This window comes from Pseudoxanthomonas japonensis (assembly GCF_010093445.1).
In the GTDB taxonomy this organism is placed as follows: Bacteria; Pseudomonadota; Gammaproteobacteria; order Xanthomonadales; family Xanthomonadaceae; genus Pseudoxanthomonas_A; species Pseudoxanthomonas_A japonensis.
The window spans coordinates 1-25839 of record NZ_PDWW01000008.1 but is presented as its reverse complement, the minus strand read 5'-3'; the positions used below and the strand labels follow the sequence as shown (position 1 = coordinate 25839).

Annotated in this window: 24 protein-coding genes; 15 read left to right on the top strand and 9 right to left on the bottom strand. The window is 66.7% G+C overall.

The window, feature by feature from the left end; genetic code table 11:
• Positions 1 to 57: 57 nt before the first annotated feature.
• From CSC78_RS07815 to trxB, 6 genes are all read right to left on the bottom strand, one after another.
• Positions 58 to 423 (bottom strand): hypothetical protein, encoded by a 366-nt coding sequence (locus CSC78_RS07815; RefSeq protein ID WP_162337347.1) that lies wholly within the window; start codon positions 421 to 423, stop codon positions 58 to 60.
• Positions 424 to 607: 184 nt separating this feature from the next.
• Entirely contained in the window at positions 608 to 826 is a 219-nt protein-coding gene (gene infA, locus CSC78_RS07810; protein WP_055943174.1) for a translation initiation factor IF-1, read from the bottom strand.
• Between the two features lie 85 nt (positions 827 to 911).
• Positions 912 to 1658 (bottom strand): leucyl/phenylalanyl-tRNA--protein transferase, encoded by a 747-nt coding sequence (gene aat / locus CSC78_RS07805; protein ID WP_162337346.1) that lies wholly within the window; start codon positions 1656 to 1658, stop codon positions 912 to 914.
• Between the two features lie 42 nt (positions 1659 to 1700).
• The gene (locus CSC78_RS07800) at positions 1701 to 2825 is read right to left on the bottom strand and encodes a GNAT family N-acetyltransferase (RefSeq protein ID WP_162337345.1); all 1125 of its coding nucleotides are present in this window, start codon (positions 2823 to 2825) and stop codon (positions 1701 to 1703) included.
• A gap of 11 nt (positions 2826 to 2836) precedes the next feature.
• On the bottom strand, positions 2837 to 3724 hold the full coding sequence (locus tag CSC78_RS07795; RefSeq protein WP_162337344.1) for a metallophosphoesterase: 888 nt from the start codon (positions 3722 to 3724) through the stop codon (positions 2837 to 2839).
• A gap of 24 nt (positions 3725 to 3748) precedes the next feature.
• Positions 3749 to 4702, bottom strand: a complete 954-nt coding sequence (gene trxB, locus CSC78_RS07790) for a thioredoxin-disulfide reductase (RefSeq protein WP_162337343.1) — start codon at positions 4700 to 4702, stop codon at positions 3749 to 3751.
• A gap of 289 nt (positions 4703 to 4991) precedes the next feature.
• Here trxB and CSC78_RS07785 point away from each other — a divergent pair, with 289 nt between their 5' ends.
• The 9 genes from CSC78_RS07785 (at position 4992) to CSC78_RS07745 (ending at position 15059) form a co-directional block, all read left to right on the top strand.
• Positions 4992 to 7355 carry a DNA translocase FtsK gene (locus CSC78_RS07785; protein WP_162337342.1) on the top strand — a complete coding sequence of 788 codons (2364 nt, stop codon included), beginning with the start codon at positions 4992 to 4994 and terminating at the stop codon, positions 7353 to 7355.
• A gap of 162 nt (positions 7356 to 7517) precedes the next feature.
• Positions 7518 to 8141 carry an outer membrane lipoprotein chaperone LolA gene (lolA, locus tag CSC78_RS07780; protein ID WP_162337341.1) on the top strand — a complete coding sequence of 208 codons (624 nt, stop codon included), beginning with the start codon at positions 7518 to 7520 and terminating at the stop codon, positions 8139 to 8141.
• Positions 8142 to 8237: 96 nt separating this feature from the next.
• On the top strand, positions 8238 to 9557 hold the full coding sequence (locus CSC78_RS07775; RefSeq protein ID WP_162337340.1) for a replication-associated recombination protein A: 1320 nt from the start codon (positions 8238 to 8240) through the stop codon (positions 9555 to 9557).
• A 28-nt stretch (positions 9558 to 9585) separates the two neighbouring features.
• Positions 9586 to 9993, top strand: a complete 408-nt coding sequence (crcB, locus tag CSC78_RS07770; protein WP_379609293.1) for a fluoride efflux transporter CrcB — start codon at positions 9586 to 9588, stop codon at positions 9991 to 9993.
• 206 nt (positions 9994 to 10199) lie between these two features.
• Positions 10200 to 11726 (top strand): hypothetical protein, encoded by a 1527-nt coding sequence (locus CSC78_RS07765; protein WP_162337338.1) that lies wholly within the window; start codon positions 10200 to 10202, stop codon positions 11724 to 11726.
• 116 nt (positions 11727 to 11842) lie between these two features.
• Positions 11843 to 12259 (top strand): hypothetical protein, encoded by a 417-nt coding sequence (locus CSC78_RS18995; protein ID WP_238391198.1) that lies wholly within the window; start codon positions 11843 to 11845, stop codon positions 12257 to 12259.
• Positions 12256 to 12960 carry a C39 family peptidase gene (locus CSC78_RS07755; protein WP_162337337.1) on the top strand — a complete coding sequence of 235 codons (705 nt, stop codon included), beginning with the start codon at positions 12256 to 12258 and terminating at the stop codon, positions 12958 to 12960. The genes CSC78_RS18995 and CSC78_RS07755 overlap by 4 nt, the downstream gene beginning before the upstream one ends.
• Before the next feature lie 31 nt (positions 12961 to 12991).
• Positions 12992 to 13465, top strand: a complete 474-nt coding sequence (locus CSC78_RS07750; RefSeq protein ID WP_162337336.1) for a hypothetical protein — start codon at positions 12992 to 12994, stop codon at positions 13463 to 13465.
• Between the two features lie 52 nt (positions 13466 to 13517).
• Positions 13518 to 15059: a transporter gene (locus tag CSC78_RS07745; RefSeq protein ID WP_238391197.1), complete on the top strand. Its 1542-nt coding sequence runs from the start codon at positions 13518 to 13520 to the stop codon at positions 15057 to 15059.
• 7 nt (positions 15060 to 15066) lie between these two features.
• Here CSC78_RS07745 and CSC78_RS07740 read toward each other — a convergent pair whose 3' ends face one another.
• On the bottom strand, positions 15067 to 15441 hold the full coding sequence (locus CSC78_RS07740; RefSeq protein ID WP_162337335.1) for a DUF4345 domain-containing protein: 375 nt from the start codon (positions 15439 to 15441) through the stop codon (positions 15067 to 15069).
• 157 nt (positions 15442 to 15598) lie between these two features.
• On the opposite strand from CSC78_RS07740, the gene CSC78_RS07735 reads away from it, so the two are divergent.
• Positions 15599 to 16048 carry a hypothetical protein gene (locus CSC78_RS07735; RefSeq protein ID WP_162337334.1) on the top strand — a complete coding sequence of 150 codons (450 nt, stop codon included), beginning with the start codon at positions 15599 to 15601 and terminating at the stop codon, positions 16046 to 16048.
• A 9-nt stretch (positions 16049 to 16057) separates the two neighbouring features.
• Here CSC78_RS07735 and hemN read toward each other — a convergent pair whose 3' ends face one another.
• Both hemN and CSC78_RS07725 read right to left on the bottom strand, forming a co-directional pair.
• Entirely contained in the window at positions 16058 to 17473 is a 1416-nt protein-coding gene (gene hemN / locus CSC78_RS07730) for an oxygen-independent coproporphyrinogen III oxidase (RefSeq protein ID WP_202924143.1), read from the bottom strand.
• Positions 17474 to 17517: 44 nt separating this feature from the next.
• Positions 17518 to 18753, bottom strand: coding sequence for an MFS transporter (locus CSC78_RS07725; RefSeq protein WP_162337430.1), 1236 nt, complete (start codon positions 18751 to 18753; stop codon positions 17518 to 17520).
• A gap of 174 nt (positions 18754 to 18927) precedes the next feature.
• Here CSC78_RS07725 and CSC78_RS07720 point away from each other — a divergent pair, with 174 nt between their 5' ends.
• From CSC78_RS07720 to CSC78_RS07700, 5 genes are all read left to right on the top strand, one after another.
• Complete coding sequence (locus CSC78_RS07720) at positions 18928 to 21237, top strand: FdhF/YdeP family oxidoreductase (RefSeq protein WP_162337333.1); 2310 nt, start codon at positions 18928 to 18930, stop codon at positions 21235 to 21237.
• Positions 21227 to 22027: a formate dehydrogenase accessory sulfurtransferase FdhD gene (gene fdhD / locus CSC78_RS07715; protein WP_162337332.1), complete on the top strand. Its 801-nt coding sequence runs from the start codon at positions 21227 to 21229 to the stop codon at positions 22025 to 22027. Before CSC78_RS07720 ends, fdhD begins: the two co-directional genes overlap by 11 nt.
• A gap of 116 nt (positions 22028 to 22143) precedes the next feature.
• A complete protein-coding gene (locus CSC78_RS07710) occupies positions 22144 to 23859 on the top strand; it encodes a sensor domain-containing diguanylate cyclase (RefSeq protein ID WP_162337331.1) in 1716 nt (571 codons plus the stop codon).
• 231 nt (positions 23860 to 24090) lie between these two features.
• Entirely contained in the window at positions 24091 to 24516 is a 426-nt protein-coding gene (locus CSC78_RS07705) for a DUF4124 domain-containing protein (RefSeq protein ID WP_162337330.1), read from the top strand.
• A 90-nt stretch (positions 24517 to 24606) separates the two neighbouring features.
• On the top strand, positions 24607 to 25263 hold the full coding sequence (locus CSC78_RS07700) for a HEPN domain-containing protein (RefSeq protein WP_162337329.1): 657 nt from the start codon (positions 24607 to 24609) through the stop codon (positions 25261 to 25263).
• The last annotated feature ends 576 nt before the right edge of the window (positions 25264 to 25839 follow it).

Here is a 25839-nt window from a genome sequence, read left to right as displayed (position 1 = left end):
TACCGGCTACGAAAAGGGCGGCTCCAGGCCGCCCCTGTTATCACGTCATGCCGAGGCTCAGCGGCGATGCCGCTGCTTGTGCTTGGCGAAATCGTCTGAAGTGATGGTCTCGACCGTGGCAATCTGGCATGTGGATTGGCGCGCGCGGACTTTGCTGCCGCTCGGGCACAACCTGTCGGCCTGATCGTCGGTGCTGATCGTGATCGTGCGCGTCATCAGTACCGCGCCACAGTTGCGGCTGAAGCCCAGGCGGTAGTGCGCGTCGCCGTTGCGCAGGAACACTTCCTCTCCGTCACCGCCGCGGACGATCTCCTGATCGTCGCCCAGGCTGACACATTCCGTCACGGGTTCCTGGGCCGAGGCGAGTGCCGGACTCAGGCAAAGGCAGAACAGTAGGGAGAGCGCTGCGTGTCGTGCGTTCATGGCGGTCCATCGATAGGGCGACCGGAAGTGGTCGTGCGCACTCTAGGAGCCGGGCGATGGCGGGGCATCTGCCGTTGGTGGCCATGACGATCGGTCCGCCTGAACGTGAGGTCATGGCGCCAAGGCTAGGGAAAAACGAAAAAAAGCGGCCATCGGCCGCTTTACTTTCAATGCCTTAGCTGCATTACTTCATGCGATAGGTGATTCGACCCTTGGTGAGGTCGTACGGGGTCATTTCGACCTTCACCTTGTCGCCGGTCAGGATGCGGATGTAGTTCTTGCGCATGCGGCCGGAGATGTGGGCAATGATTTCGTGCCCGTTCTCCAGCTTGACCCGGAACATGGTGTTGGGCAGCGTCTCGGCAACGGTGCCTTCGAATTCAATGGAATCGTCTTTCGACATGTATGCCTGTGCTGTGCCGCGAGAATGGCGGGTGCCATGAAGCCGGGCATTGTACGCCAGCCGCGCCCATGGTGCAAAAATTCCGTTATGGCACCGAGGCTTGCGACAGCGAGGCGGCTGCGAGAACTCCGAACCGGTGGGTCCAGGCGCCTTCGGGGGAGGGCTGGTCGACGAGGCGGCCGATCTGTTCCAGGAAGGTCTGTCGGGGCATTAGGCAACCGCCGAGAGAGTGCAGATGGTCGTTCTCGACCTGCGCGTCGATCAGCGGCCAGCTCCATTCGCACAAGCGCGCGGCCAATGCGGCGAGCGCGACTTTCGAGCCGCCGGACCGATGGCTGAACATGCTTTCGCCGAAGAACATGCGGCCGATGGCCACGCCATAGATGCCGCCGACCAGGTGGTCGCCATCGAAAACCTCCACCGAGTGCGCGTGTCCCTGCCTGTGCAGGTCGATGTAGGCCTGCCGCATGCCTGACGTGATCCACGTGCCATCTTGGCGCGGTCTCGGCGATTGCGCGCAGGCGGTGATGACCTTCTCGAAGCAGGTATCCGCGCGGATCCGCCAGGTGCTCCGCTTCAGCTCGCGTCGGAACCGCGATGACAGGCGCACGCTGTCCGTGCGGAACACCATGCGAGGGTCTGGCGACCACCACAGCGGCGGCTGTCCCGCCGAGAACCACGGGAAGATGCCATGCCGGTAAGCATTGAGCAGGCGCGGTTGGGAGAGATCGCCGCCGATGGCCAACAAGCCGTCCGGGTCACGCATCGCGCTGTCGGCGGGCGGGAAGGGGGCATGGGGATCGGTGGAGAGGACGAATGGCCGCTGGCGCATGCAGGGATTGTAGGGGGCATCCTGCGACCGTGATCGCGGGACTCACTCGCGGTGTTTGAAGGGAGTATGTGCGTGCAGCGTGCGGGCATAGCGACGCACCGCCGTGGTCTCTTCCGCACACCAGCGGGCCAGTGCCGCCGAGAAGTCCGGATGGGCGATCCAATGCCGCGAGTGCACGAAGGTCGGCAGGAAGCCGCGCGCGATCTTGTGCTCGCCCTGCGCGCCGGGCTCGAACCCGGCCAGCCCCTCGCGCAGGCAGTAGTCGATGCCCTGGTAGTAGCAGGTCTCGAAGTGCAGGCCGGGAATGCTCGCCGTGGCTCCCCAGTAACGACCGTACAACGTGTCGGAGCCGCGAAGGCACAGAGCGCCAGCGACGGTTCGCCCATCGTGGTCCGCCAGGAACATCACCAGGTTGCGCGGCATGGCGCGTGCGAGGTGCCGGACGAAATCGAGCGTCAGTGCCGGCGGGTTGCCGTACTCGTGGAAGGTCTGCAGGTAGAAGCCGAACATGGCCTGCAGGTCGGCCTCGCTGGCCTCGTCGCCGTGCACGATACGGAAGGTCACGCCGGCGCGCTGCACCTTCGCGCGCTCCTGGCGGATGTTCTTGCGGTGCTTGTGGTCGAAGTCGGCCAGAAAGCCGGCGAAGTCGTGCCAGTGCCCCGGGTTGCGCCAGTGGTACTGCACGTCGATGCGCGGCAGCCAGGCACCGGGAAACACGGCATCCTCGGCGGGCATGGGGAAATTGACGTGCGCGGATGACAGGCCGAGCCGCCCGGTCTCTTCCTGTATCGCGACAAGCAGGGCATCGCGCGCCGCGTCATCGCGTGCGAGCAGACGCGGGCCGGTGACGGGGGAGTAGGGCACGGCGCCCAGCCATTTCGGGTAGTAGTCGAGGCCGTGCTGCGCGTACGCGTGCGCCCATGCGTGGTCGAACACGAACTCGCCGTGCGAGTTGTCCTTCAGGTAGCCAGGGGCTGCGGCCAGCAGACGGTCCCGTTCCCACAACGTGGCGTGGTGCGGTGTCCACCCCCAGTCTTCACGCAGGCAGCCATGGACCTCGAGCCCATGCAGAAACGCGTGCGAAACGAAGGGATTGCGGCCGTCGTGCAGTGCATCCCAGGCAGGTGCGGGCACGTCGGCGAGCGAGGGAAGGAAGCGGACGGCCATCGGCACCGATGCTACGGACGCAGGTCCAGCACGTCGACGGTGGGGGGATTGAACAAGCGCATGGGCAGGCCGACTTCGCCCGTACCGACCGTGGTGTAGACACGCACGGGTCCGCGCGGCGTCGCCAGGAACTGTTCGCCGCGATCGAAGCCATGCCGGCTGGGAATCGCGTAGCGGTACAGCCACGGAATGCGGATCTGGCCGCCATGCGTATGGCCCGCCAGCACCAGCGTCGCGATGTCCGGGGCGAGGTCGATCGCACTGTCCGGGTTGTGGGTCAGCACGAGGGTGGGGAGCGACGAAGGGTTGGACGTCAGGACGCCCGGATCGTCCCGACCGGCCCAGCGGTCGCCGAGGCCGGCGAGGCGGAATCCACGCACCGCGACGACCTCACCTTCGATCACGCGGACACCGTGCTTCGCCAATGCAGCCCGCAGTTCGGCATCGACATCGGGACCGGGCGCCTGCTGGTCATGGTTCCCCAACACTGCGTAGGCGGGCATGCGCAGCGCCGACAACGGGGCGAACAGCCGGGCAAGCGAATGCCCCTGGGGTTCGTAGGTGAAGTCGCCCGCGATCACCACGGCGTCGGCCTGCAGCGCATTGATCCTCTCAACCAGCCGCTGCAGATAGGCCGAGTCCTTGTACACACCCAGATGGATGTCACTGATCAGTACCAGCCGCGCCTGCGCACCGGTGCCGGCCAGCACGGTCTCCTGCACCCGGATGCGCTGCGGTTCGACAAACCGTGCCCACGCGAACAACAGGCAGCCGGCCAGCAGAAGGACGACCAGCGTGCGGCCACGGCGCTTCCGCAGCCGCCAGACCAGCCATGCGATGAACGGCCAGACCAGCCAACTCCCGTAGAACAGGCAGTGCTTGATCAGCAGCTTGTCCATCCCAGGCGGATGCCTGCCTCCGGGTCAGGCGTCCTTGTCCAGGAAACGTTCCGCATCGAGCGCTGCCATGCAACCGAAGCCCGCCGACGTGATCGCCTGGCGGTAGTGCTGGTCGGTCACGTCGCCGGCTGCGAATACGCCGGGAATCGTGGTGGCAGTGGCATTGCCCTCGATACCGGAACGGATCTTCAGGTAGCCGTTGCTCATGTCCAGCTGGCCCTCGAACAGACCAGTGTTCGGGGTATGGCCGATGGCGACGAAGAAGCCGTGCACGTCGATGTCACGCGTGCTGCCGTCCTGCACCGACTTCACCCGGATGCCGGTGACACCCGCATCATTGCCCAGCACCTCGTCGACGGTGTGGTGCCACACCGGCTCGATCTTGCCGGCCTGGATCTTGGCGAACAGCTTGTCCTGCATGATCTTCTCGGCGCGCAAGGTGTCGCGGCGATGCACCAGGTAGACCTTGCGGGCGATGTTGGACAGGTACAGGGCTTCTTCCACGGCCGTGTTGCCGCCGCCGATCACCGCCACGTCCTGGTCGCGGTAGAAGAAGCCGTCACAGGTCGCGCAGGCCGACACGCCGCGGCCCTTGAACTTCTCCTCGGACTCCAGGCCCAGGTACTTGGCGGTGGCGCCGGTGGCGATGATCAGCGCGTCGGTGGTGTACTCGCCGCTGTCGCCGATCAGCTTGAACGGACGCTTGGACAGGTCGGCCGTGTGGACATGGTCGAAGATCACCTCGGTTTCGAAGCGCTCGGCGTGCTCCTGCATGCGCGCCATGAGATCCGGGCCCATCAGGCCGTGCGCGTCGCCGGGCCAGTTGTCGACTTCGGTGGTGGTCATCAACTGACCACCCTGCTGCAGGCCGGTGACCACGACAGGCTTGAGGTTGGCGCGGGCGGCATAGACGGCCGCGGTCCAGCCGGCGGGGCCGGAGCCGAGGATCAACAGGCGGCAGTGCTTCGAAGTGCTCATGTATACTCGCGAAAAGGTGGTGATCGGGCAGGCAACGACGCGCTTCCGCATCGTCCGCAGGCACATAGAGTGGCGTTGCGTATCCGGCGAATCAAGGCGCGCAGATGGAAAGCGGTGATGCAGAACGGGGCCGGGACCGATCAAACGAAGACGCTGCGCGACTGCGCGGCGTTTTTGCTATCCGGCGTCCGCCAATCGTTGGCCCTGGCCCAAAGGTCCTGCTGTTGCGGCGCACACGATTCGTTTACTATCAATCACTAACAGAAATTTCCTAAGGTCTGGTCCAAAGGTGGCGAAGCAGCTCCCGGACAACGGCAAATCCAAGGGTGGTAATGCGGCGTCGCGCAAGCAGGCGTCGCCGCCGAATCCGCGCCGGCAGCGCCTGTGGCGCGATCTCGCGCTGATCGCGATCGCGCCGCTGCTGCTGTATCTGCTGGCGAGTCTCTTCACCTTTTCGTCGAGCGATCCCAGCTGGTCGCAGTCGGGCAGCCTGACCGCATCGGTCCACAACATGGGCGGGCTGGCAGGTGCGTATCTAGCTGACCTGCTGCTGTGGCTGTTCGGCTACGTGGCGTTCCTGCTGCCGGTCATCCTGGGCGCGGTCGCGTGGATCGCGCTGTTCGGCATGGATACCGACGGCGATGGCGAAGCCGACCTCGGACCTGCGCTGCGCCTCATCGGCATGGTGGGCTTCCTGATCTCGGCCACTGGCCTGCTGCATCTCCGTGGCGTGCCGGCCGAGCATTTCTCCGCCGGCGCGGGTGGCATCCTCGGCACGCTGGTCGGCAAGTCGCTGCTGAAGCTGTTCGGCGGGCTGGGCGGCAACCTGTTCCTGCTCGTGCTGTTCCTGACCTCGGTGACGCTGGCGACCGGTCTGTCGTGGTTCGCGGTGATGGAGCGCATCGGCAAGTACGTGCTGATGCTGCCGGACCTGTTCCGCCGTGGCAGCCAGCAGGCCAACGAGTGGCAGCAGACGCGCGCGATGCGCGAGGAACGCGAGATCGTCCGCAAGACCGATGCCGTGGCGCGTGCCAAGCGCGAACCGGTGAAGATCGAGCCTCCCGCACCGGCCGTGATCGAGAAGAGCGAACGCGCCAAGCGTGAGCAGCAGATCCCGCTGTTCCACGGCACCGGCGGCGACGAATCCGGTCTGCCGCCCTTGTCGCTGCTGGACGATCCGAAGCCGCAGACCAAGGGCTATTCGGAAGAGACACTGGAAACGCTGTCGCGGCAGATCGAGTTCAAGCTCAAGGACTTCCGCATCGACGCGCAGGTGGTCGGTGCCTATCCGGGTCCGGTCATCACCCGGTTCGAGATGGAGCCCGCACCCGGCGTGAAGGTCAGCCAGATCAGTTCGCTGGACAAGGACATCGCCCGCGGCCTGTCGGTGAAGTCGGTGCGCGTGGTCGACGTGATCCCGGGCAAGTCGGTGATCGGCCTGGAAATCCCGAACACCAGCCGCGAGATGATCTTCCTGTCCGAGCTGTTGCGCTCGAAGGAATACGACAAGTCCGGCAGCGTCCTGACACTGGCACTGGGCAAGGACATCGCCGGTCGTCCGACCGTGGCCGACCTGGCGCGCATGCCGCACCTGCTGGTCGCCGGCACCACCGGCTCGGGCAAGTCGGTGGCGGTCAACGCGATGGTGCTGAGCCTGCTGTACAAGGCGTCGCCGAAAGACCTGCGCATGCTGATGATCGACCCTAAGATGCTGGAACTCAGCGTCTACCAGGGCATCCCGCACCTGCTGGCGCCGGTGGTCACCGACATGAAGGAGGCCGCCAACGGCCTGCGCTGGTGCGTGGCGGAGATGGAGCGCCGCTACAAGCTGATGAGCGCGGTGGGCGTGCGTAACCTGGCCGGCTTCAACAAGAAGGTCAAGGATGCGATGGACGCGGGCCAGCCGTTGATGGATCCGCTGTTCAAGCCGAACCCCGACCTGGCCGAAGCGCCGCGTCCGCTGGAGCCGATGCCGTTCATCGTCATCTTCATCGACGAATTCGCCGACATGATGATGATCGTCGGCAAGAAGGTCGAAGAACTGATCGCCCGACTGGCGCAGAAGGCGCGCGCCGCCGGCATCCACCTGATCCTGGCCACCCAGCGTCCCTCCGTGGACGTCATCACCGGCCTGATCAAGGCGAACATCCCGACCCGCATCGCCTTCCAGGTCAGCTCCAAGATCGACTCGCGCACCATCCTCGACCAGTCCGGCGCGGAAACGCTGCTCGGCCACGGCGACATGCTGTACCTGCCGCCGGGCACCGCGATGCCGGAGCGCATCCACGGCGCCTTCGTCAGCGACGAAGAAGTACACCGCGTGGTCGAACACCTGAAGGCCAGCGGCAGCGCCGACTACATCGAGGGCGTGCTGGAAGAGATCCAGACGATGGGCGACGGCATCGTCGTCGGTCCGACCGGCCTGCCGGAATCCGGGGGCGGTGGCGGCGACGAGTCCGATCCGCTGTACGACGAGGCGGTGAAGATCGTCACCGAGAGCCGGCGCGCCTCGATCTCCGGCGTGCAGCGTCGCCTGAAGATCGGCTACAACCGTGCGGCACGCCTGATCGAGGCGATGGAAGCCGCCGGCGTGGTCAGTCCGCCCGAACACAACGGCGACCGCCAGGTCCTGGCGCCGCCTCCGCCACGCTGATCCGGCGCAGGGGAGGCTGGTCGTGGGAGCGACGTCAGTCGCGATGGCACGTCGTCGGGACTCAATCGCGGATGACGTCGCTCCCACAAGCGGCGGACGCCCACCCCCCGTTCAGTTTCGCCCGGCCACACTCCGCCCAACGTCCTTCCTCCGGAACGCACCATGCTCCGCACCGCACGCTACGCCGTCCTCGCCATCGCCTTGCTCGCCACCAGCGCCTTTGCCGGTGCGCGTGACGAACTGAAGACCTTCACCACCGGCCTGAAGGGGCTGGATGGCCAGTTCACCCAGAAGGTCTACGACGGTGGCGGCAAGCTCAAGGAGACCTCGAACGGTCGCGTTGCGTTGTCGGCGCCGCGCCTGTTCCGCTGGGAGTACAACAAGCCGTACGAGCAGTTGATCGTCGCCGACGGCAAGCAGGTGTGGGTATACGACCCGGACCTGCAGCAGGCCACCGTTCGCGAGCAGGGCATCGAAGAAGAGAACAGCCCGCTCGCGGCCCTGATCGATCCGGGCAAGCTGGACCAGCAGTTCAAGGTGGCTGAAGCGGCGGGGCAGGGTGGCGTGCAGTGGCTCACCCTGACGCCGAAGCAGGAAGGCGATGCCAGCTTCCAGACCGCGCGGCTCGCCTTCTCGGGCGGCACGCTGGTGAAGATGGAAGTGAAGGACGCCGTCGGTCAGCGTACCGAAATCAGCTTCAGCGGCTGGAAGCGCAACCCGGCGTTCGCTGGCGGCACCTTCAAGTACGCGCCCGCGAAGGGCGTGGATGTCGTCGGCGGTCCCTGACCGGTAAGCGGGGGCGGGACCCGAAGGGCCGCGACGTTACAATGAAGCGTGGCCAGGACACGTACCCCTCTTGAACCGCAGGTCGACCTGCTGAGCATGGACACCGACGCTCTGCGGCCGTTGGCCGAGCGCATGCGGCCGCGCACCCTGGACGAGATGGTCGGGCAACGGCGCCTGCTGGCGCCGGGCAGCGCGCTGCGGCGCGCGGTGGAATCCGGCCACGTACATTCGATGATCCTGTGGGGTCCGCCGGGGTGCGGCAAGACCACGCTCTCGCTGCTGCTGGCGCGCTATGCCGATGCCGAATTCAAGGCGATCTCGGCCGTGCTGTCCGGCCTGCCCGAGGTGCGCCAGGTGCTGGCCGAGGCCGCGCAGCGGTTCGCAGGTGGTCGCCGCACGGTGCTGTTCGTCGACGAGGTGCACCGTTTCAACAAGGCGCAGCAGGATGCCTTCCTGCCGCATATCGAACGCGGGACGATCATCTTCGTCGGCGCGACGACCGAAAACCCATCGTTCGAGCTCAACTCCGCGTTGCTGTCGCGCTGTCGCGTGCACGTGATGGAAGCGGTGTCGCCGGACGATATCCGGCATGCATTGCGGCTGGCGCTATCGGATGCCGAGCGTGGACTCGGCGATCTGGCGGTGACGGTCGATGACGAAGCACTGCTGGAAATCGCCACCGCCGCCGACGGCGATGTGCGTCGCGGGCTGACGTTGCTGGAAATCGCGGCGGAACTGGCGGCCGACGAAGGTGGCCGCATCACGCCGCAGACGCTGGCGCAGGTGCTGGCGGACCGCACGCGCCGCTTCGACAAGGGCGGCGAACAGTTCTACGACCAGATCTCGGCCCTGCACAAGTCGGTGCGCAGCTCCAATCCCGACGGCGCCGTGTACTGGCTCGCGCGCATGCTGGATGGCGGCTGCGACCCGGCCTATCTCGCACGGCGGATGACGCGGATGGCGGTGGAGGACATCGGCCTGGCCGATCCGCGCGCCCTGCAGATGGCAATCGATGCCTGGGACACCTACGACCGCCTCGGCAGCCCGGAGGGCGACCTGGCGCTGGCGCAGTTGGTGATCTACCTGGCGAGCACCGCCAAGTCCAACGCGGGTTACATGGCCTTCAATGCCGCCAAGGCGGACGTACGCGAGTACGGCACGCAGGATGTGCCGATGCATCTGCGCAACGCACCGACCAAGTTGATGAAGTCGCTGGGCTACGGCACCGGCTACCAGTACGACCACGATGCGGAGGGCGGCATCGCGCTGGACCAGACCGCGTTCCCGGAGGCGATGGGCGAGCGTGTGTACTACGCGCCGGTCGATCGTGGGCTGGAAATCAAGCTGAAGGAAAAACTCGACAGGCTGCGCGAGGCGCGCAGGCTGGCGCGCAAGCAGGCCGGTCACGGCGACTGAGCCTTTCGACGGGATACGACGCATGCCGGTGCAGACCTGGACGTGGTGGCAACAGCTGATGCTGGTGATGGCGGGCGGCGCGTTAGGGGCTGCGGCACGGTTCTGGCTGGGCGGCCTGCTGCTGCGGCAGCTGGGCAGCGGATTTCCGTGGGGCACGTTCGCGGTGAACATGATCGGTTCGTTCGCCGTCGGCTTCCTCGCCCTCTGGCTCGAAGGACGCGGACCCTCGGCGCTTTACTGGCGCGCCTTCCTCATCGTCGGCGTGCTGGGTGCGCTGACCACCTATTCGGCGCTGATGCTCGAGTGCCTGATGTTGGCGCGGTCGGAGCGGCAGGTTGCCGCCCTCGGCTATCTTGCCGTGACGCTGGTACTGGGCCTTCTGCTGGTCTGGCTGGGCGCGCGCACCGCAGGGGCGATCCGTCCTCCGGCCTGGTGAGCCTGTCCCGGGACGATGTCCGGGCCTTCCTGCCTTCGCGGCAATCGCCTTGTGACAGTCCCGATTACCTGCGGACGGACGGTCATGGCGCTAATGAATTTTTAACCTGCGTGCCGGAACGCGCTAACGAATCGTGTGCAAGTGTGACCCGCGTCGCTTTTTAGGGGCTTCCCCTGGGCTCCGGAGCGGCCACAAGGAGACTCAACATGTGCACACGCAAGACTCTGATCGCGTCAGCGGTACTGCTGGCGCTCGGCATGACGGGACAGGCCTTCGCCCAGCAGACCAACACCGAGAACGGGACCGGCGATGACATCCTGGTCAATCTCGCTGCGGATATGAGCAACAACAGCACCAACACCGACAACTCCAACAACAGCGACAACTCGGACAATTCCGACAGTTCGGACAACAGCGACAACCGTTCCTACGATGGCGACAACCGCGACAACCGCGGACACGCGACTGCGGAAGGCTACGGCTCCACGGCCGCGAACAACGGCAGCACGGCGACTTCGACCTTCTCCAACTCGTTCAACCAGAGCAAGGCGGTGGCCGAGACCAAGCTGATCGGTTCGGTGTCCGGCGTGACCGTGCACGACATCGGCAACGTCGCCCAGAACTGGGGCAATGCCAATGGCGGAAGCGGTGGTCGCGGCGGTGCCGGCCACGGCGGCGACGGCTATGGCGGCGAAGCCGGTGGCGGCAGCGGCAGTGGCGGCGACGGTGGCAACGGTGGAGCCGGCGGCGACGGCGGCAGCGGCGGCAGCGCCAGCATCGGCGATGCGACCGCGGGCGATTCGTCCAACGGCAGCGCCAGCATCGGCGATGCGACCGCGGGCAACGGCGGGCGCGGCGGCAACGCCAACGATACCGGCGGCGCGAACGGCGGCAACGGCAGCGGCTGGGGCGCGGACGGCAACGCGACCGCCGGCAACGGTCGTGGCCGCGGTGGCGATGCCGGTGGCTGGGGCGGTGACGGCGACGGCGCCAGCGGGGCGTCCGGCGGCGACGCCGGCAGCGTCAGCGGCGACAGTGGCGCGATGGCAGGCGCATCGGGTGGCGATGCCGGCGCAGGCAGCGGCAACGTGCGCGAACGCGGCGCCGGCGATGGCACCAGCGGTGACGGCACGGCAACGGGTGGAGCCGGTACGTCCGGTGATGCCACCGCGACCGGCGGGGCGAGCACCGCCACGGCAGGTGCAGGCACCTCCGGCGACGGCACGGGCTCCGGTGGTGAAGGTTCCGGGACCGGCGGCGCAGGTTCCGGCACGGGCGGGGACGCGACCGCGACCGGCGGTGCCGGCAACGGCTGGGGCGGTGCGGGTGGCAGCGTGACCGCGACGGCTGGCAATGGCGGTAACGGCGGCGATGCCAGCAATGGCGATGCCAGCAACGGCAGCGCCTCGTCCAGCGCGAGCAATGGCGATGCCACGGCCGGCAACGGTGCCAGTGGCGCGGTCGGTGCGACCGGCGGCGCAGGCGGCGTGGGCAACGGCGGCGACGGCATGGGCGGCGACGGCAATGGCGGCGTCGGCAACGGCGCGACCGGCGGTGCCGGTGGCGCAGGCGGTTCCGTCGCGGTCGATGCCGGTGCGTTCGACATGTCCAACACCATGTCGAGCGTCGGCCAGTCCGCCGCCGGCATCATGGTGGCCGCGCAGAACAGCGGTATGGCCTCGCTGATCCAGCAGGGCATCACCGTCCAGGCGAACCTGACCGTAGGCCCATAAGCGCTCCGCAGACGTCCCGGCTTCACGACCGGGACGTTCCGCGTGGGCGACGGTGTCCTGCAGGACGCGGGACACCGCACGGCTGCGCGGCGGACGCATGTCGAGGGAGACCGACCATGCTTACGCACCAGCAGGCCAGGCTGCGCTTCGCCACCTGGGGAATGTTCGCCGTCGTGTTCGGCGCAGCGGCGCAGGACGCCGCCATACCGGTCGACGCGCCACGCCTCGCCGTCGCCATGCCGGCGCCGGACGTGCCCGTTGCCGCCATCAGCGAGCTCGGGCATCCCGTCGCGATGGGGCGGCTGTCGGCGATGCGCGGGGGCGACGCGAGCCAGACGGAGAACCTGATCGATGTCGACGGTTCTGTCGACGACAACACCGCCCACCACATCACCAGCGGGTCGAACAGCATCGCCGACGGCGCATTCAACAACGCCAGCGGCATCAACACGGTGATCCAGAACACCGGCAGCAACGTGCTGATCCAGAACGCGATGATCGTGACCGTCGATTTCGTCGGCGGCCCGCAATGAAACCCGGCACGCGACGCTGGCGTTGGCCCGTCTACGCCGCGCTGGCCTGCGCGTTCGCCGGGTTGGGCGGCGCGTCGGCCGCGACCAGCGACCTGCGCGTGCCCGGCGGCGCCTACAGCGTGCGGCTGACCAGCCTCAAGGAAGCCCGCTTCAAGACCACGCTGCCTCAGCAGTACGACTTCAGCTGCGGCTCGGCGGCCACCGCGACGTTGCTGACGCACCAGTACGGCCATCCGGTCAGCGAGGTCGACGTGTTCGTGCAGATGTACAACAACGGCGACCAGGCACGCATCCGCAAGGAAGGGTTCTCGCTGCTGGACATGCGGCGCTACCTGCGCTCGAAGGGCTACGAAGCCGACGGTTTCGAACTGCCCCTCGACAAGCTGCAGGAAGAGAACGTGCCCGCCATCGTGCTGCTCAACGACCGCGGCTACCGGCACTTCGTGGTGGTGAAAGGCCTGCGCGACGGCCGCGTGCTGCTGGGCGATCCGGCCCGCGGCACGCGCGCGATGCCGCGTTCGCGCTTCGAGACACTGTGGGACAACCGGGTGATGTTCGTGGTGCACAACCGGCGCGAACGCGCGCGCTTCAACCAGGCCAGCGACTGGAAGACCGCACCTCCGGCGCCGCTCGACATGGGAATCCAGCGCGATGGCCTGCGCAACATCACCGTGCCCAGGCGCGGTCCGGGAGACATCTGACATGGACGGAAAACGACGCGCGCCACGACGCATGGCACTCCTGTTCGCCATCCTGCTGGCACCGCTCGGCGCGCGTGGGCACGGCGGCGACCTCGGCAGCGACTGGCAGCCGGTGGATCCGGCACGGCTGGCGCAGATGCGCGGCGGCTTCCAGATGCCGACCGGCATGATGCTGTCGTTCGGCATCGAACGCGTCGTCTTCCTCAATGGCGAACTGACCGCGCGCATCGCGGTGCAGGTCCCGGACGTGGCGCGCATCACACCGGAACAGGCGCAGGCGCTGGCCGACTTCAATCGGGGACTCGTCGTGCAGATCGGCGACGGCAACCGCTTCGATCCCGCCCAGGTCGCCGGTGGGCTGGTCATCCAGAACACCCTCGACGGGCAGGACATCCGCACCGTCACCCGCATCGACGTCGGCGTCGACACGCTGGGGGCATACCAGAACCTCAATGCGAGCGGCGCGCTCACCGACGCGCTGATCCGCGCGCCCGGCGGGCCCTGACGCGCGTCTCGCGCCGTCCACCGCGACCATCGCACACGACAAGGGGAACATCATGAAAGGGACGTCTCTGATCGAGGTCGCACCGCTGGCGCTGGCGGTCGGACTGGGCGTGCAGGCCGGGCAGGCGAGGGCGCAGGACGTCCCGCTGCCGGCGACACAGGCACCCCCGGTTCCGACCCAGCCCTACGAGATCACCGCCGACGCGCGGTTGGATGCTCTGCAGCGCCAGCTCAACGAACAGACCCAGCGCCTGCAGCAGATGCGCGAGCTGATGCAGGCGCAAGAACAGCAGATCTTCAGCCTGCAGAACGCGTTGAACGACGAGATCCTGGCCAACGCGCGTGCGCGTGGCGCGCCTGCGCCGGTCATCGTGCCGTCGTTGAACCAGGCGCCGACGTTCCGCGATGCGCCTGCGGGTTCGCCGACCTACCTCGTCGTCGGTCCCGCACCGGCCTCCGATTCCGCTTCCACACCGGCGACGGGCGACGTCGTGCCGGCCCAGGACACCGGCATGCAGGTGGCGCAGGCCGGCACGCCGGCGCGCAGTCCGCAGGGCACGCAGGCGCAGACCGCGCCGGCCACCGCCGGTGATGGACAGGCACCACAGCGCGTGGGGCAGGCGCCGGAGAGCGATTCACGGCCGCCGGAGGTGGCACAGATCTTCGACCAGCCCGGCGTGCTGACGCCCAAGGGCAAGCTGGTGGTGGAACCGGCCATCCAGTACGGCTACTCGGCGAACGACCGGGTGGCACTGGTGGGCTACACCATCATTCCGGCGATCCTGATTGGCCTGATCGACGTGCGCCAGGTCAAGACCACCACCGCGGTCGCCACGCTGACCGGACGCTACGGCGTCAGCCGGCGCATGGAAGTCGAAGCCAAGCTGCCTTACGTCTACATCCACAGCGATACCGTAAGCCGCGAGATCTTCACCGGCTCCGCGCAGGACCGCGTGTTCAACGCGCGCGGCAGCGGCCTGGGCGACGTGGAACTGACCGGCCGCTACCAGCTCAACCGCGGCGGCGCCGACAAGCCGTTCTACATCGCCTGGCTGCGCTACAAGAGCCGCACGGGTCGCGACCTGTTCGACGTGACCACCGACTGCGTGACGCGCTGCGTCGCCAACACCACGGGCACCGGCCTGCCGCTGGACTTGCCCACCGGCAGCGGGTTCAACGCGATCCAGCCGGGCATCACCTGGCTGTATCCGTCCGATCCGGTCGTGTTCTTCGGCAGCCTCAGCTACCTGCACAACGTCAAGCGCAGCGACGTGTCGCGGCGCGTGCTGGGCGGCCAGACCGAGTTCCTCGGCGACATCAAGGCCGGCGACATCCTCGGCTTCAACCTCGGCATGGGCCTGGCACTCAACGAGAAGGCGGCCATCAGCATCGGCTACGACACCAGCATCGTCGACAAGACCAGGCAGAACGGCGAGGAAGTCGCGGGCGCCGTGCGTACCACCCTGGGCACGCTGCTGCTGGGTGGCACCTACCGCTTCAGCGACCGCATGTCGCTCAACGTCGCACTCGGCGTAGGCATTACCCGCGATACGCCGGACATGACGTTCACTGCGCGCGTGCCGATCAACTTCTGACGGCGCGTCACCCGGGCCGGCCCTGCCACCACAGCCACAGGCCGGCCAACAGCATCAGCCACTCGACGGCGGCCAGCACCAGCGTGGCGGTTTCCACCGGCCACCAGCGCAGCAGGCCTATGCTGCGGAAGAGGACGATCGGAAGGTAAAGCGCGAGGGCCAGCACCAGCCCCGTACGCATCTGCTGGCTCCAGGCGAACCACGCGAACAGGAATGCCAGGCCGAACTGGAGTCCCGCGTAGATGGTCAGGTATTCGGTCTGCCCGGAGCGGCTCAGCGAGGTGTAGCCCACCGCGGCCGCGGTGCGTGCCGGCGCCACCGCGCACCACGCGGCCAGCAGCAGGTAGACCGCGGCGTTGAGATACAGATAGACCGATGCCATGTGCGTTCCGCCAGCAAAGAAGCGTCCTTCATGCATGTGCCGCAGTGATGGAGCGGTGAAGGTACGGCGAAGTCCGACAGCCCATCGGGACGTGCGCCGATCGCAGGCGTGCCAGTCCGTACCGGATCCTCAGGCGACTTCCTTGCTGGAGCCTGTCATGTCCCGAGTTCCGTCCTGCGCCCGGTACGTCCTGCTGCTGGGTTCCCTGCTGGTGCCGTGCGTGGCCGCGGGGAGTGGCAACGCCGTCCACAAGTGTCGCGGTACCGATGGCCGGTCGTACTACCAGGCCACGGCATGCGCGCCGGAACAACGCACGGAGTGGGTGCGCGACTACCCGGCCGGGCCTGCTGCAACAACGGCCACGCCGGCCTCCCGCCCGGCGACACGCGAAGCGGAGACGGCACGTCGCCCGGTGCGCTCGGCCCGCACCGGACCGCGGCGCGGACAAGGCGCTCGCAGGGGTGCGGTGATCTCCCTGCATCGCGATCCTTCCGCCTGCGAGCGGGCGAAGAAGGCGCGCGACCAGGCCTACGCCCGACTGGGCCTGAAACGCGACTTCGCGACGAGCCGGAAGCTCGACGACCGCGTCAACGACGCCTGCCGCTGACGGCGCCGTTCAGACGGTCCGCGAGAACCGCGGTGCGTCCGGGGCGTCCGGCGCAGGCGTCGCGGGCAGGTAACGGTCGAAGCACATGGCGATCACCCGCAACAGCAGGCGGCCCTTCGGCGTGGCCTGGAAACCGACGCGGTTGAAGGTGAGCAGGCCATCCTCGGCCAGCGCCTGCAGCCGGGGCAGGGCGTCGGCGAAGTACTCCCGGAACTCGATGTCGAACCGCTTTCCGATCCGCGCATAGTCCAGTCGACCATGGCACATGAGTTCCTGGATCACGTCGGCCCGCAGCACGTCGTCGCGGTCCAGTGGCATGCCGCGCCAGACCGGCAGGCGCCCATCGTCGATGGCGCGTTCCCAACTGGGGATGTCGCGCGGGTTCTGGCTGAAACTGTCGCCGATGTGGCTGATGGCGCTGACGCCGAATCCGAGCAGGTCGCTCTCCGCATGCGTCGTGTAGCCCATGAAGTTCCGATGCAGGTCGCCACGCTCCTGCGCACGCGCCAGTTCGTCCTCGGGCAGGGCGAAGTGGTCCATGCCGATGTAGACGTAGCCCGCCGCGACCAGGCGCTCTATCGCGCACTGCAATAGCGCAAGCTTTTCCTCCGGCGTCGGCAGGTCTTCCGCGGCGATGCGTTGCTGCGGCTTGAACAGCTGCGGCAGATGCGCATAGCTGTACACCGCGATGCGGTCCGGGCGCGCTTCGATCACGATGTCCAGCGTGCGCTCGAACCCGTCGCGCGTCTGCTTCGGCAGGCCATAGATCAGGTCGATGTTGACCGAGCGCATGCCGTGCTCCCGGCACGCGGCGACGATCGCAAGCGTCTCGTCCACGCCCTGCACGCGGTTGACGGCTTTCTGTACGTCCGGGTCGAAGTCCTGCACGCCCAGGCTGGCGCGGTTGAAACCGACGCGCGCCAGTTCGCCGATGTCCGCTGGCGTGACGAAGCGCGGATCCAGCTCGATGGAGAAGTCCATGCTGCCGTCGGTGGCGAAACTGAACTGGCTGCGCAGCTCCGCCACGCAGTCCGCGATCTGCGCCGGGGTCAGGAAATTCGGCGTGCCGCCACCGAAGTGCAGCTGCACCACCGGGCGTCCGCTGTCGAACAGCGGCGCCATCCGCGCGATCTCGCGGTACAGGTAGTCGAGATAGAGCTCGCCGCGTGCCTTGTCGCGCGTGATCACCCGGTTGCAGCCGCAGTAGAAGCAGGGGCTGGTGCAGAACGGCACGTGCACGTACAGCGACAGCGGACGGGCGTGGTCCTGACGGTTGGTGGCGGCGGCATGGGTGCGCAGCTGCTCGGCACCGAACCGCGCGCTGAACTGGGGCGCCGTCGGATAGGAGGTGTAGCGCGGCCCCGGCGTGTCGTAGCGCCGAAGCAGGTCCGCGTCGAAGAGAGGAGAAGGGGAGACGATGCCCATGCGCACAGGCTAGGGCGCGCCATGTCCTGCCGCATTGATCGGGATCAATTCACGCGTGAATCGTGCGACCCGGCCTCGGGCGCATCGGGAATCTCGGGCAGCATCTCCAGCGCGGCCGGGGTGGTGCGCAGCATCGGATGGAACCTGCCCGCATGCAGCAGTTCCCGCACCTTGAACAGGCGCCGGCCGCCCGCCACCACCGCCAGCACACCCAGCGTGCCGGCAAAGAACAGCGGCAGCGCCGAGGGCCCCGACCACTGCATCAATGCACCCGCCACCGCAGGGCCGATGGCGGCACCGATGCCGTTGAGCAGCAGCAACGCACTGCAACCGGCGAGCAACTGTTCCGCGGGCAGGCGATCCAGCAGGTGCGCCACCGCCAGCGGATACAGCGCGAACGCCAGTCCACCGAACAGGAAGAACAGCGCATGCGCCTGCGCATCGAAACGCAGCGCGAGCAACGCGGTGGCAGCACCCGCCGCGGCGACCAGCGCCAGCGTGCTGCGTCGGTCGCCGCGGTCCGAGAGGCGGCCAATCGGCAACTGCAACGCGGCGCCGCCGACGATGGTGACCGCCATGAACGTGCCGATACCCGACCGGTCGAGGCCCAGCGACGCGGCGTACACCGCGCCCATGCCCCAGAACGCACCCAGCGCCAGTCCGGCGAGTACGGCACCCGCCGCGGCGCTCGGCGCGGCGCGGCAGATCTGCAGCAGATGGATCTTCGGCGCCACGGTCATCACCGGCGGCACCAGGCGGGTGGCGCTGACCGGCAGGATCGCCAGCGCGAACAGGATCGCCACCACGCTGAACAGCACCGCGCTGCGCGGCGGCTGCAGGTCCAGCAGCAACTGGCCCGCGGCCAGCGCCAGCAGCGACACCACCATGTATACGCCGAACACGCGGCTGCGATGCTCCGGCGCCGCCTGCGCATTCAGCCAGCTCTCGATCACCGTGCACAGGCCTACCAGCGCCATGCCGGTCACCACGCGCAGCAGCATCCAGCCTACCGGCTCCATCCACAGCGGATAGACCAGCACGGCAGCGGCAGCCAGTGCGGCATGGAAGGCGAACGCGCGGATATGGCCGACGCGGCGTATCAACGGCGGTGCCGTGAACGTGCCGAGGAAGAAGCCGACGAAATAGCCCGACATCACCAGCCCGGTCGTCCGTTCGCCCCATCCCTCGGCCTGGCTGCGCATCGCCAGCAGCGTGCCCAGCAATCCGTTGCCGCCCAGCAGCAGGGCGACGCTGGCGAGCAGGGCGGTGATGGGAAGCACGATGCGGAGCACGGGGCGGGAGGTGTTTCCTGGGAGCGAGGCCACACATGCTATCAATCCGATGCTGAGCGGGCGGTTCACACGTGGCCGCAGGCGCATCGCACGCATGCTGCGGGAGGCCTTCGGGTATCCTGCCGCGATATCTGCAACCGCACGCAATGACGGGATAGTCCGATGACTGAGCGCAAGGTTCCGGGCATCGACGAGTACGAGGGCGCGGCCGGTGGCTGGGGCGCACTTGCCGCGGTCGCACGGGCCGTGAAAAGCCAGATGGCCGTCGGCCGCGAGACGTCGGCGCTGCGCCGCGTCAACCAGCCGACCGGCTTCGACTGTCCCGGCTGCGCCTGGCCTGATCCCAAGCACACCTCGTCGTTCGAATTTTGCGAGAACGGCGCCAAGGCGGTGTCGTGGGAAGCGACCGGCAGGCGGGCGACGCCCGGATTCTTCGCGGGCCACACCCTCTCCGAACTGTGGGAGTGGAGCGACCACGCGCTGGAGGACGAAGGTCGCCTGACGCATCCGCTGGTGTACGACGCCGGTGCGGACCGCTACGTACCGATCAGCTGGGAGGATGCGTTCGCCCGCATCGGCGAGGCGCTGCGCGCACTGCCGCATCCGGACATGGCGGAGTTCTACACGTCCGGCCGCACGTCGAACGAAGCCGCCTTCCTCTACCAGCTGATGGTGCGCGAGTACGGCACCAACAACTTCCCCGACTGCTCCAACATGTGCCACGAGGCGACCAGCGTCGGCCTGCCGGAATCCCTCGGCGTTGGCAAGGGCACGGTGACGCTGGACGACTTCGCGCAGTGCGATGCGCTCTTCAGCTTCGGCCACAACCCGGGCACCAACCATCCGCGTATGCTGACCACGCTGCGCGACATATCGAAGCGCGGCGTGCCCATCGTGGCGGTCAATCCGCTGCGCGAACGCGGACTGGAGCGCTTCACCTCGCCGCAGCACCCGTCGGAGATGCTGACCAACACCGCCACGCCGATCGCGCAGACCTACTACCAGGTGAAGATCGGCGGCGACCTCGCGCTGCTGAAGGGCATGATGAAGTGGCTGCTGCAGGCGGATGCGGACGATCTCTCCGCCGGTGGCGCCGGCGTGCTCGATCATGCCTTCATTGCCGAACACACCGAGGGCCTGGACGCGCTGCGCGACGACCTGGCGCGCACGACGTGGGAGGAGGTCGTCGAGCATTCCGGCCTGTCGTACGAGGACATCGCCGCGGCCGCCGCCCTGTATGCGAAAGCGGAGCGCGTGATCCTCTGCTACGGCATGGGCATGACCCAGCACCGGCGCGGCACCCAGAACGTGCAGCAGATGGCCAATCTGCTGCTGCTGCGCGGAAACATCGGCAAGCCCGGCGCCGGCATCGCGCCCATCCGCGGCCACTCCAACGTGCAGGGCGACCGCACCGTCGGCATCACCGAGAAGCCGACGCAGGCGCTGGTCGATGCCATCAGGCAACGCTATGGCTTCGAGTTCCCGCTGACGCATGGCCACGATGCGGTGGAAGCCGTGCGTGCGATCCGCGACGGCCGCTCGCGCGCACTGGTCTGCATGGGCGGCAACCTCGCCGTGGCGATGCCGGACCCGGAGACGACGATCCCCGCGATGCGCACGCTCGACCTGGCCGTGCATATCGCCACCAAGTTGAACCGCTCGCACCTGATCCCGGCGAAGCAGGCCTTCCTGCTGCCGTGCCTGGGCCGCACCGAGCGCGACGTGCAGGCCAGCGGACTGCAGTCGGTGACGGTGGAGGACTCGATGTCGATGGTGCACGCCTCGCAGGGCGGCCTGACGCCTGCCTCGGAACACCTGCTGTCCGAACCCGCCATCGTCGCCGGCATCGCGAAAGCGACGTTGCCGGAGACGAAGGTGGACTGGGACGGCCTGGTCGCCGACTACGACCGCATCCGCGACGACATCGAGGCCGTGTTCCCCATGTTCGGGGACTTCAACCGTCGCGTGCGCGAACCCGGCGGTTTCCGGCTGTACGTCGCTGCGTCCGAACGCGACTGGGGTCCTGCCGGAAAGGCCCGCTTCCTGGTGGCGCCCGGCCTGGACGAGGATCCGCGCGAGGACCGCGACGATCTGCTGACGCTCACCACCCTCCGCTCGCACGACCAGTACAACACCACCATCTACGGCTTCGACGACCGCTACCGCGGCGTCAGTGGCCGGCGCGACGTGGTGTTCATGAACCGCCACGACATGCAGGCGCGCGGCTTGCAGCAGGGCGACCGCATCGACGTGGAATCGTGCATGTCGCGCGAGCAGGCGGCGACACGCACGGTGTCGGGCTTCATCGCCGTCGAGTACGACCTGCCGCGTGGATCGGCTGCCATGTATTACCCGGAAGGCAACCGGCTGGTGCCGCTGGACAGCCACGATCCGCAGTCCGGCACGCCCGCCTACAAGTCGGTCCCGGTGCGGGTACGCAAGCTGTCCGTGCCGGATCCGCATGCCGGTTGACCGCACCGAAGGCGTGGCGCGTCGCGGGGTCGTCGATCTCACCGGCGGCGTGGCCACCTCGCGCCAGGACCTGCTGGCCGAAGAAGTGCCGCTTGCCATCCACGCCAACGGCGAGCCCTTGGCGGTGATGATGGGCTCGCCGTGCGACCTGGAGGACTTCGCGCGTGGTTTCGCACTGACCGAACTCGGCGTGTCCGGCGACACCCTGGTATCCGTAACGGTGCAGGCACTGCTGGAGGGCATCCGGATCGATCTGGAGACTCGCGAGCCGCTCGCGGCGCGTCCGGAACGCTGGCTGCCGGGACGCAGCGGCTGCGGCATCTGCGGCAACCGGTCGCTGGAAGACGTGGTCAGGCAACCGGACGCGGTGGGGCAGGGAAGTGCCATCGCGACGTCGGCGCTGGCCGTCGCACTGGCGCAACTCGAAGCGCGTCAACCGTTGAACGCGGCCACCGGCGCCATCCACGCCGCCGCCTGGGCAAGGCCTGACGGCACGCTGATGCTGATCCGCGAGGACGTGGGCCGCCACAACGCGCTGGACAAGCTGATCGGCGCGATGCTGCACGAAGGCATCGACGCGGCATCGGGCTTCGTCCTGGTCACCAGTCGCGCGAGCTACGAGATGGTGGCGAAAGCGGCGACAGCCGGCATGCCGCTGCTGGCTGCGATCTCGGCGCCTACCGCACTGGCCGTGGACCTGGCGGAAGGGTGCGGCCTGACACTGGTGGGATTCCTCCGGCGCAGACGGCATGTCGTCTACAGCCATGCGGGCCGGCTCAGCGTGGATTGAGCCGGCCCGGTGGTGCCCATCCCGTCACTGCCTTCGTGGCATGCGCCGGGCTCAATGTAAGGATCTCTTGGCCGATAATCCCAGCGAGCGGGATCCCACCCCTGCAAGGCTTGACCATGGCGGACACTGTCCCCGACGCAGCGCCTCCTCCCTCTCTGCAACGCAAGTTCACCCGCGCCGTCATCCTGGCCGCGGTATTGCCCGCCGTGGGCCTGGGACTCGCGGACCAGGTGGCGGCGTACCGCAGCCAGACCCAATATCTTCGCGATCGCGTCGAGGTGACGGCCGCGTTGAGCGGCGCCGCCGTCGACGAGTTCGTGCAGGCGAAGCTGTCCAGCGTGGCACTGCTCGCTGACCTTGGAACCGTGGTGAAGGCGGACGGCTGGCGGGCGCGCCTGGGCGAACTGCGTGAACGCTATCCGCACTTCATCAGTGCGCTGGTCGCCGACGGGAATGGCACCGTCCTGGCCACGTCGCCGGAACCACCGGCCAACGCGCCGTCGTCAGGCGTCAGGGACAGGGAATACTTCCGCGTGCCGCAGCGCTCGCACCGGCCCTACGTGTCCGATGCCTTCGTGGGCCGTCGCCTCGGGAACGACGCGCTGGTCGCGGTCTCCGCGCCCCTGATGGCGGACGGCAGATTCATGGGTGTCGTCGAGGGATCGATTCCGGTCAGTGCCTTCGTCTCGACACGCACCTCGGCGATCCAGCGACGTGGCATGGAACTGCTCATCGTGGATCGCAGCCACCGGGTCATCCACGCGTCCGACGGTATTCCGTATGCGTTCCTCCAGGACGCCGGCGATCGCGTGGCATTCGAGGACCCCGTGTCTGGACGGCGTTCGACGCCTGCCGTCTTCATGAGCGATGTCATGCGCGACGGGCGGGGTGCCTGGATGTCGCAGGCAAGGCTGGAGTCCGGTTGGACGCTCATCGTCTTTGCTCCCGAAACGGAACTCTGGAGTTTCCTTTACCGCAGGGCATTGACGTCTTTCGGGATCATGACGCTGGTGTTGCTGGGCGTGTGGTTCGCCTACCGGTGGCAGATGCGGCGGTTCAACGCCGCACTGAAGAGGCTCGTCGAGTCGCTGGGAGGATTGGCGGCCGATGGCGGGAACACCATCTCACGCATCGCGTCGCTGCCCGATGAATTCCAGCCGCTTGGCCGGGCCATCAGGGATCTTTCGCAGCGACTGGAAAGCACCAACACCGACCTGCAGGCATCGTTGCAGGAACAGCGGAACCTCGCGCTTTCCCTGCAGGACTCGTTGCAGCAGACCGAATCGGAAGTGGCCGCCAGGACAGCGGAGTTGCAGGCCGCGGTCGAGGCGCTGGATCGACTGAACCAGACGGATGCCCTGACAGGGTGCCTCAATCGCAGGGGCCTCCAGAAACGCCTGTCTTCGTGGAGCGATGATCGTGGAGAACTGTTCGAGCCCATCACGGCGATCGCGTTCGATGTCGATCACTTCAAGGCCTACAACGACCGGTACGGTCACGCCGCGGGCGATACCGCGCTGCGCCGACTGGCGGGCGCCGTATCCGGATTGCTGGATGACTCCCCTGGCTGTCTGGCCCGATCGGGAGGCGAGGAATTTCTCCTGATAGTGCCGACGGCGACATGCCCTGACGCCACGTCCCTGGGCATCGCCGTCTGCGAAGCGGCAAGGCGACTGTCCATTCCGCACCAGGATTCGGCCACCGGCATGATGACCATCAGCGTGGGGGTGGCACAGGGCAGGGCGGGTGAGGACGTGGCCACCGTACTGATCGCGGCGGACGAGGCCCTGTACCGGGCAAAGCATGCTGGACGCAACCGGGTGGAGAGCTGACGAGCCGCCCGGGAGAGGGCGCGGTGCCAATCTGGAGGGTCCTTGTCACTCCATCCACGTGTGGTTCGTCGACCGAAAGCACGAGCGTAGCAAGTGAAGCAGGCAGCGCCGATCGCTCAGGCGTCACGATCGATTACGCGGCTAAGGCCAGCAAGACCGACACCGGGCCCGTTTCGTCACTCCTGGGCGGATTTGGCGCTATCCTCGGCCACGGAAGCGTAGGGGTGCGCAATGAAATGGATCTTTCTCGCGGCCGTGCTGGCCTCGGTGCCGGCGTCGGCTCAGTCGATTTACAAGTGCCGTGATGCGAAGGGTGGGGCGGTCTACCAGTCACAGCCGTGTCCGGACGCTGAGAAGCGCTGGGATACGCAGCCGCGCGACTATACGTGTGACGATCACTACAGGCGCCAAGCCGCCGAGGCGTCTATCCAACGTGACCGGCGCGAGGTCCGGCAGCGAAATGCCGCGCAGCAGCCTGTCTCGGTTGGTATCGGCACCGGTGGTCGCAGGGCATCCGGCGCTTCGATTCCTAGCGTCACCACCTCGTACCAATCCGCACGCGACCGACGTGATGCTCACTACAAGCGGATGGGTAACAACCGTACATTCGCTGGCTCTCGTGCTTTCGATCAATCCGTGTGGGATGCCTGCAATTGATCCAAGAGCGTTCCGTCTTCAATGAGGTAATGAATGGCTACTAGAAGGAAGAGTCAACCGTCTTCTAAGCACGCGCCACATCTGGCGTCGTTGGTTGCCAATATCAAAGAAAGCCTCACACTTTTGAAGATTCATGAAAAAGCAGCTGGAAGTGGTCCAGGCAGAAAAGTCGGTGTCGAGGTTCTCAATAAAAGCGCGATCATTTTGGTGGTCGCCAGCTGGGAGGCGTATGTCGAGGACACCGCTAGCTCCGCATTGTCTTTCATGATTGAAGCTGGAGGACGTCACAACGTCTTTCCGAACAACGTGCTTGAGAGAGTCGCCAACAAGAATCAGGGACTTAATTCTTGGAAACTTGCTGGCGATGGATGGCGTCAGGCCCTCAGAGACAACTTTAGCGAGGTTCTCTCAACTACGACAGGTAAGCTCAACACTCCCAAGCCGGCTCAAGTAGATGATTTATTCTTGAAAACAATCGGCTTAAGTCAGATGTCCAAGAATTGGTACTGGAAGGGTCGATCCAATACCAAGTGCATAGCCGCTCTTGAGCAGTTGATTGAGTTGCGCGGGTCCATCGCACATAGAGTCCAGCACGCTAATAAAGTGTGGAAGAAGGACGTACGCGAAGCGGCCGAGCTTATCGGTAGACTTGGCGAGAAAACGAACAATGCCACACACGCGCACGTCGTCAGCCTTGTGGGTGCCGCACCTTGGTCGACGGTCAAGTATGTGGGGCTCAACAAGTAAGCATTTGTGACGGCTTGGCTGTCACGGTGAACAGGACAGGAAGGAGCGGGCTCTTAGCCGGCTCGGCCGCCGAAGTGGCCGGCCTGCCAGTCTGCAAGCTCCACGACAACGACCTTGACGCATCCCTGCGAAACTTTCGCTTTGGCGTTGCGAGCCCGCGCATTGTCCCGGTGGGTCTCGGCGTCCATCCGCCATATGATCCCGCGCATGCGCTCGGGGTGTCCACCGTGGAAATGTCGAGTTTCAGTAAGTAATTGTTTCTATTTGGGCGTAGTGCACTTGTTCGACCGTTCTTCAACGTGGCCAGTCGCAGATGATCTAGCGCAATGCTGCACGATGCTAGATTTCCTCTACAGGAATGGACGAAGCGCTGAAACTCCTGACCACCTCTGGCCAAATCCTATAACTTGGTACGGCCAGTAGTGGCAAGAGTGACGTCCGCTTCTGGTCGAGGCTGTGTAAAAACGTCCGACGGCAGATCGCTGGCGCTTTGCCGATGCTCGACCTACGTTTGTCTGGTTGATGGCATCGCGATTCTCAGGCCGCGATCGCCTTCAACATGCCAGGCATACCGAT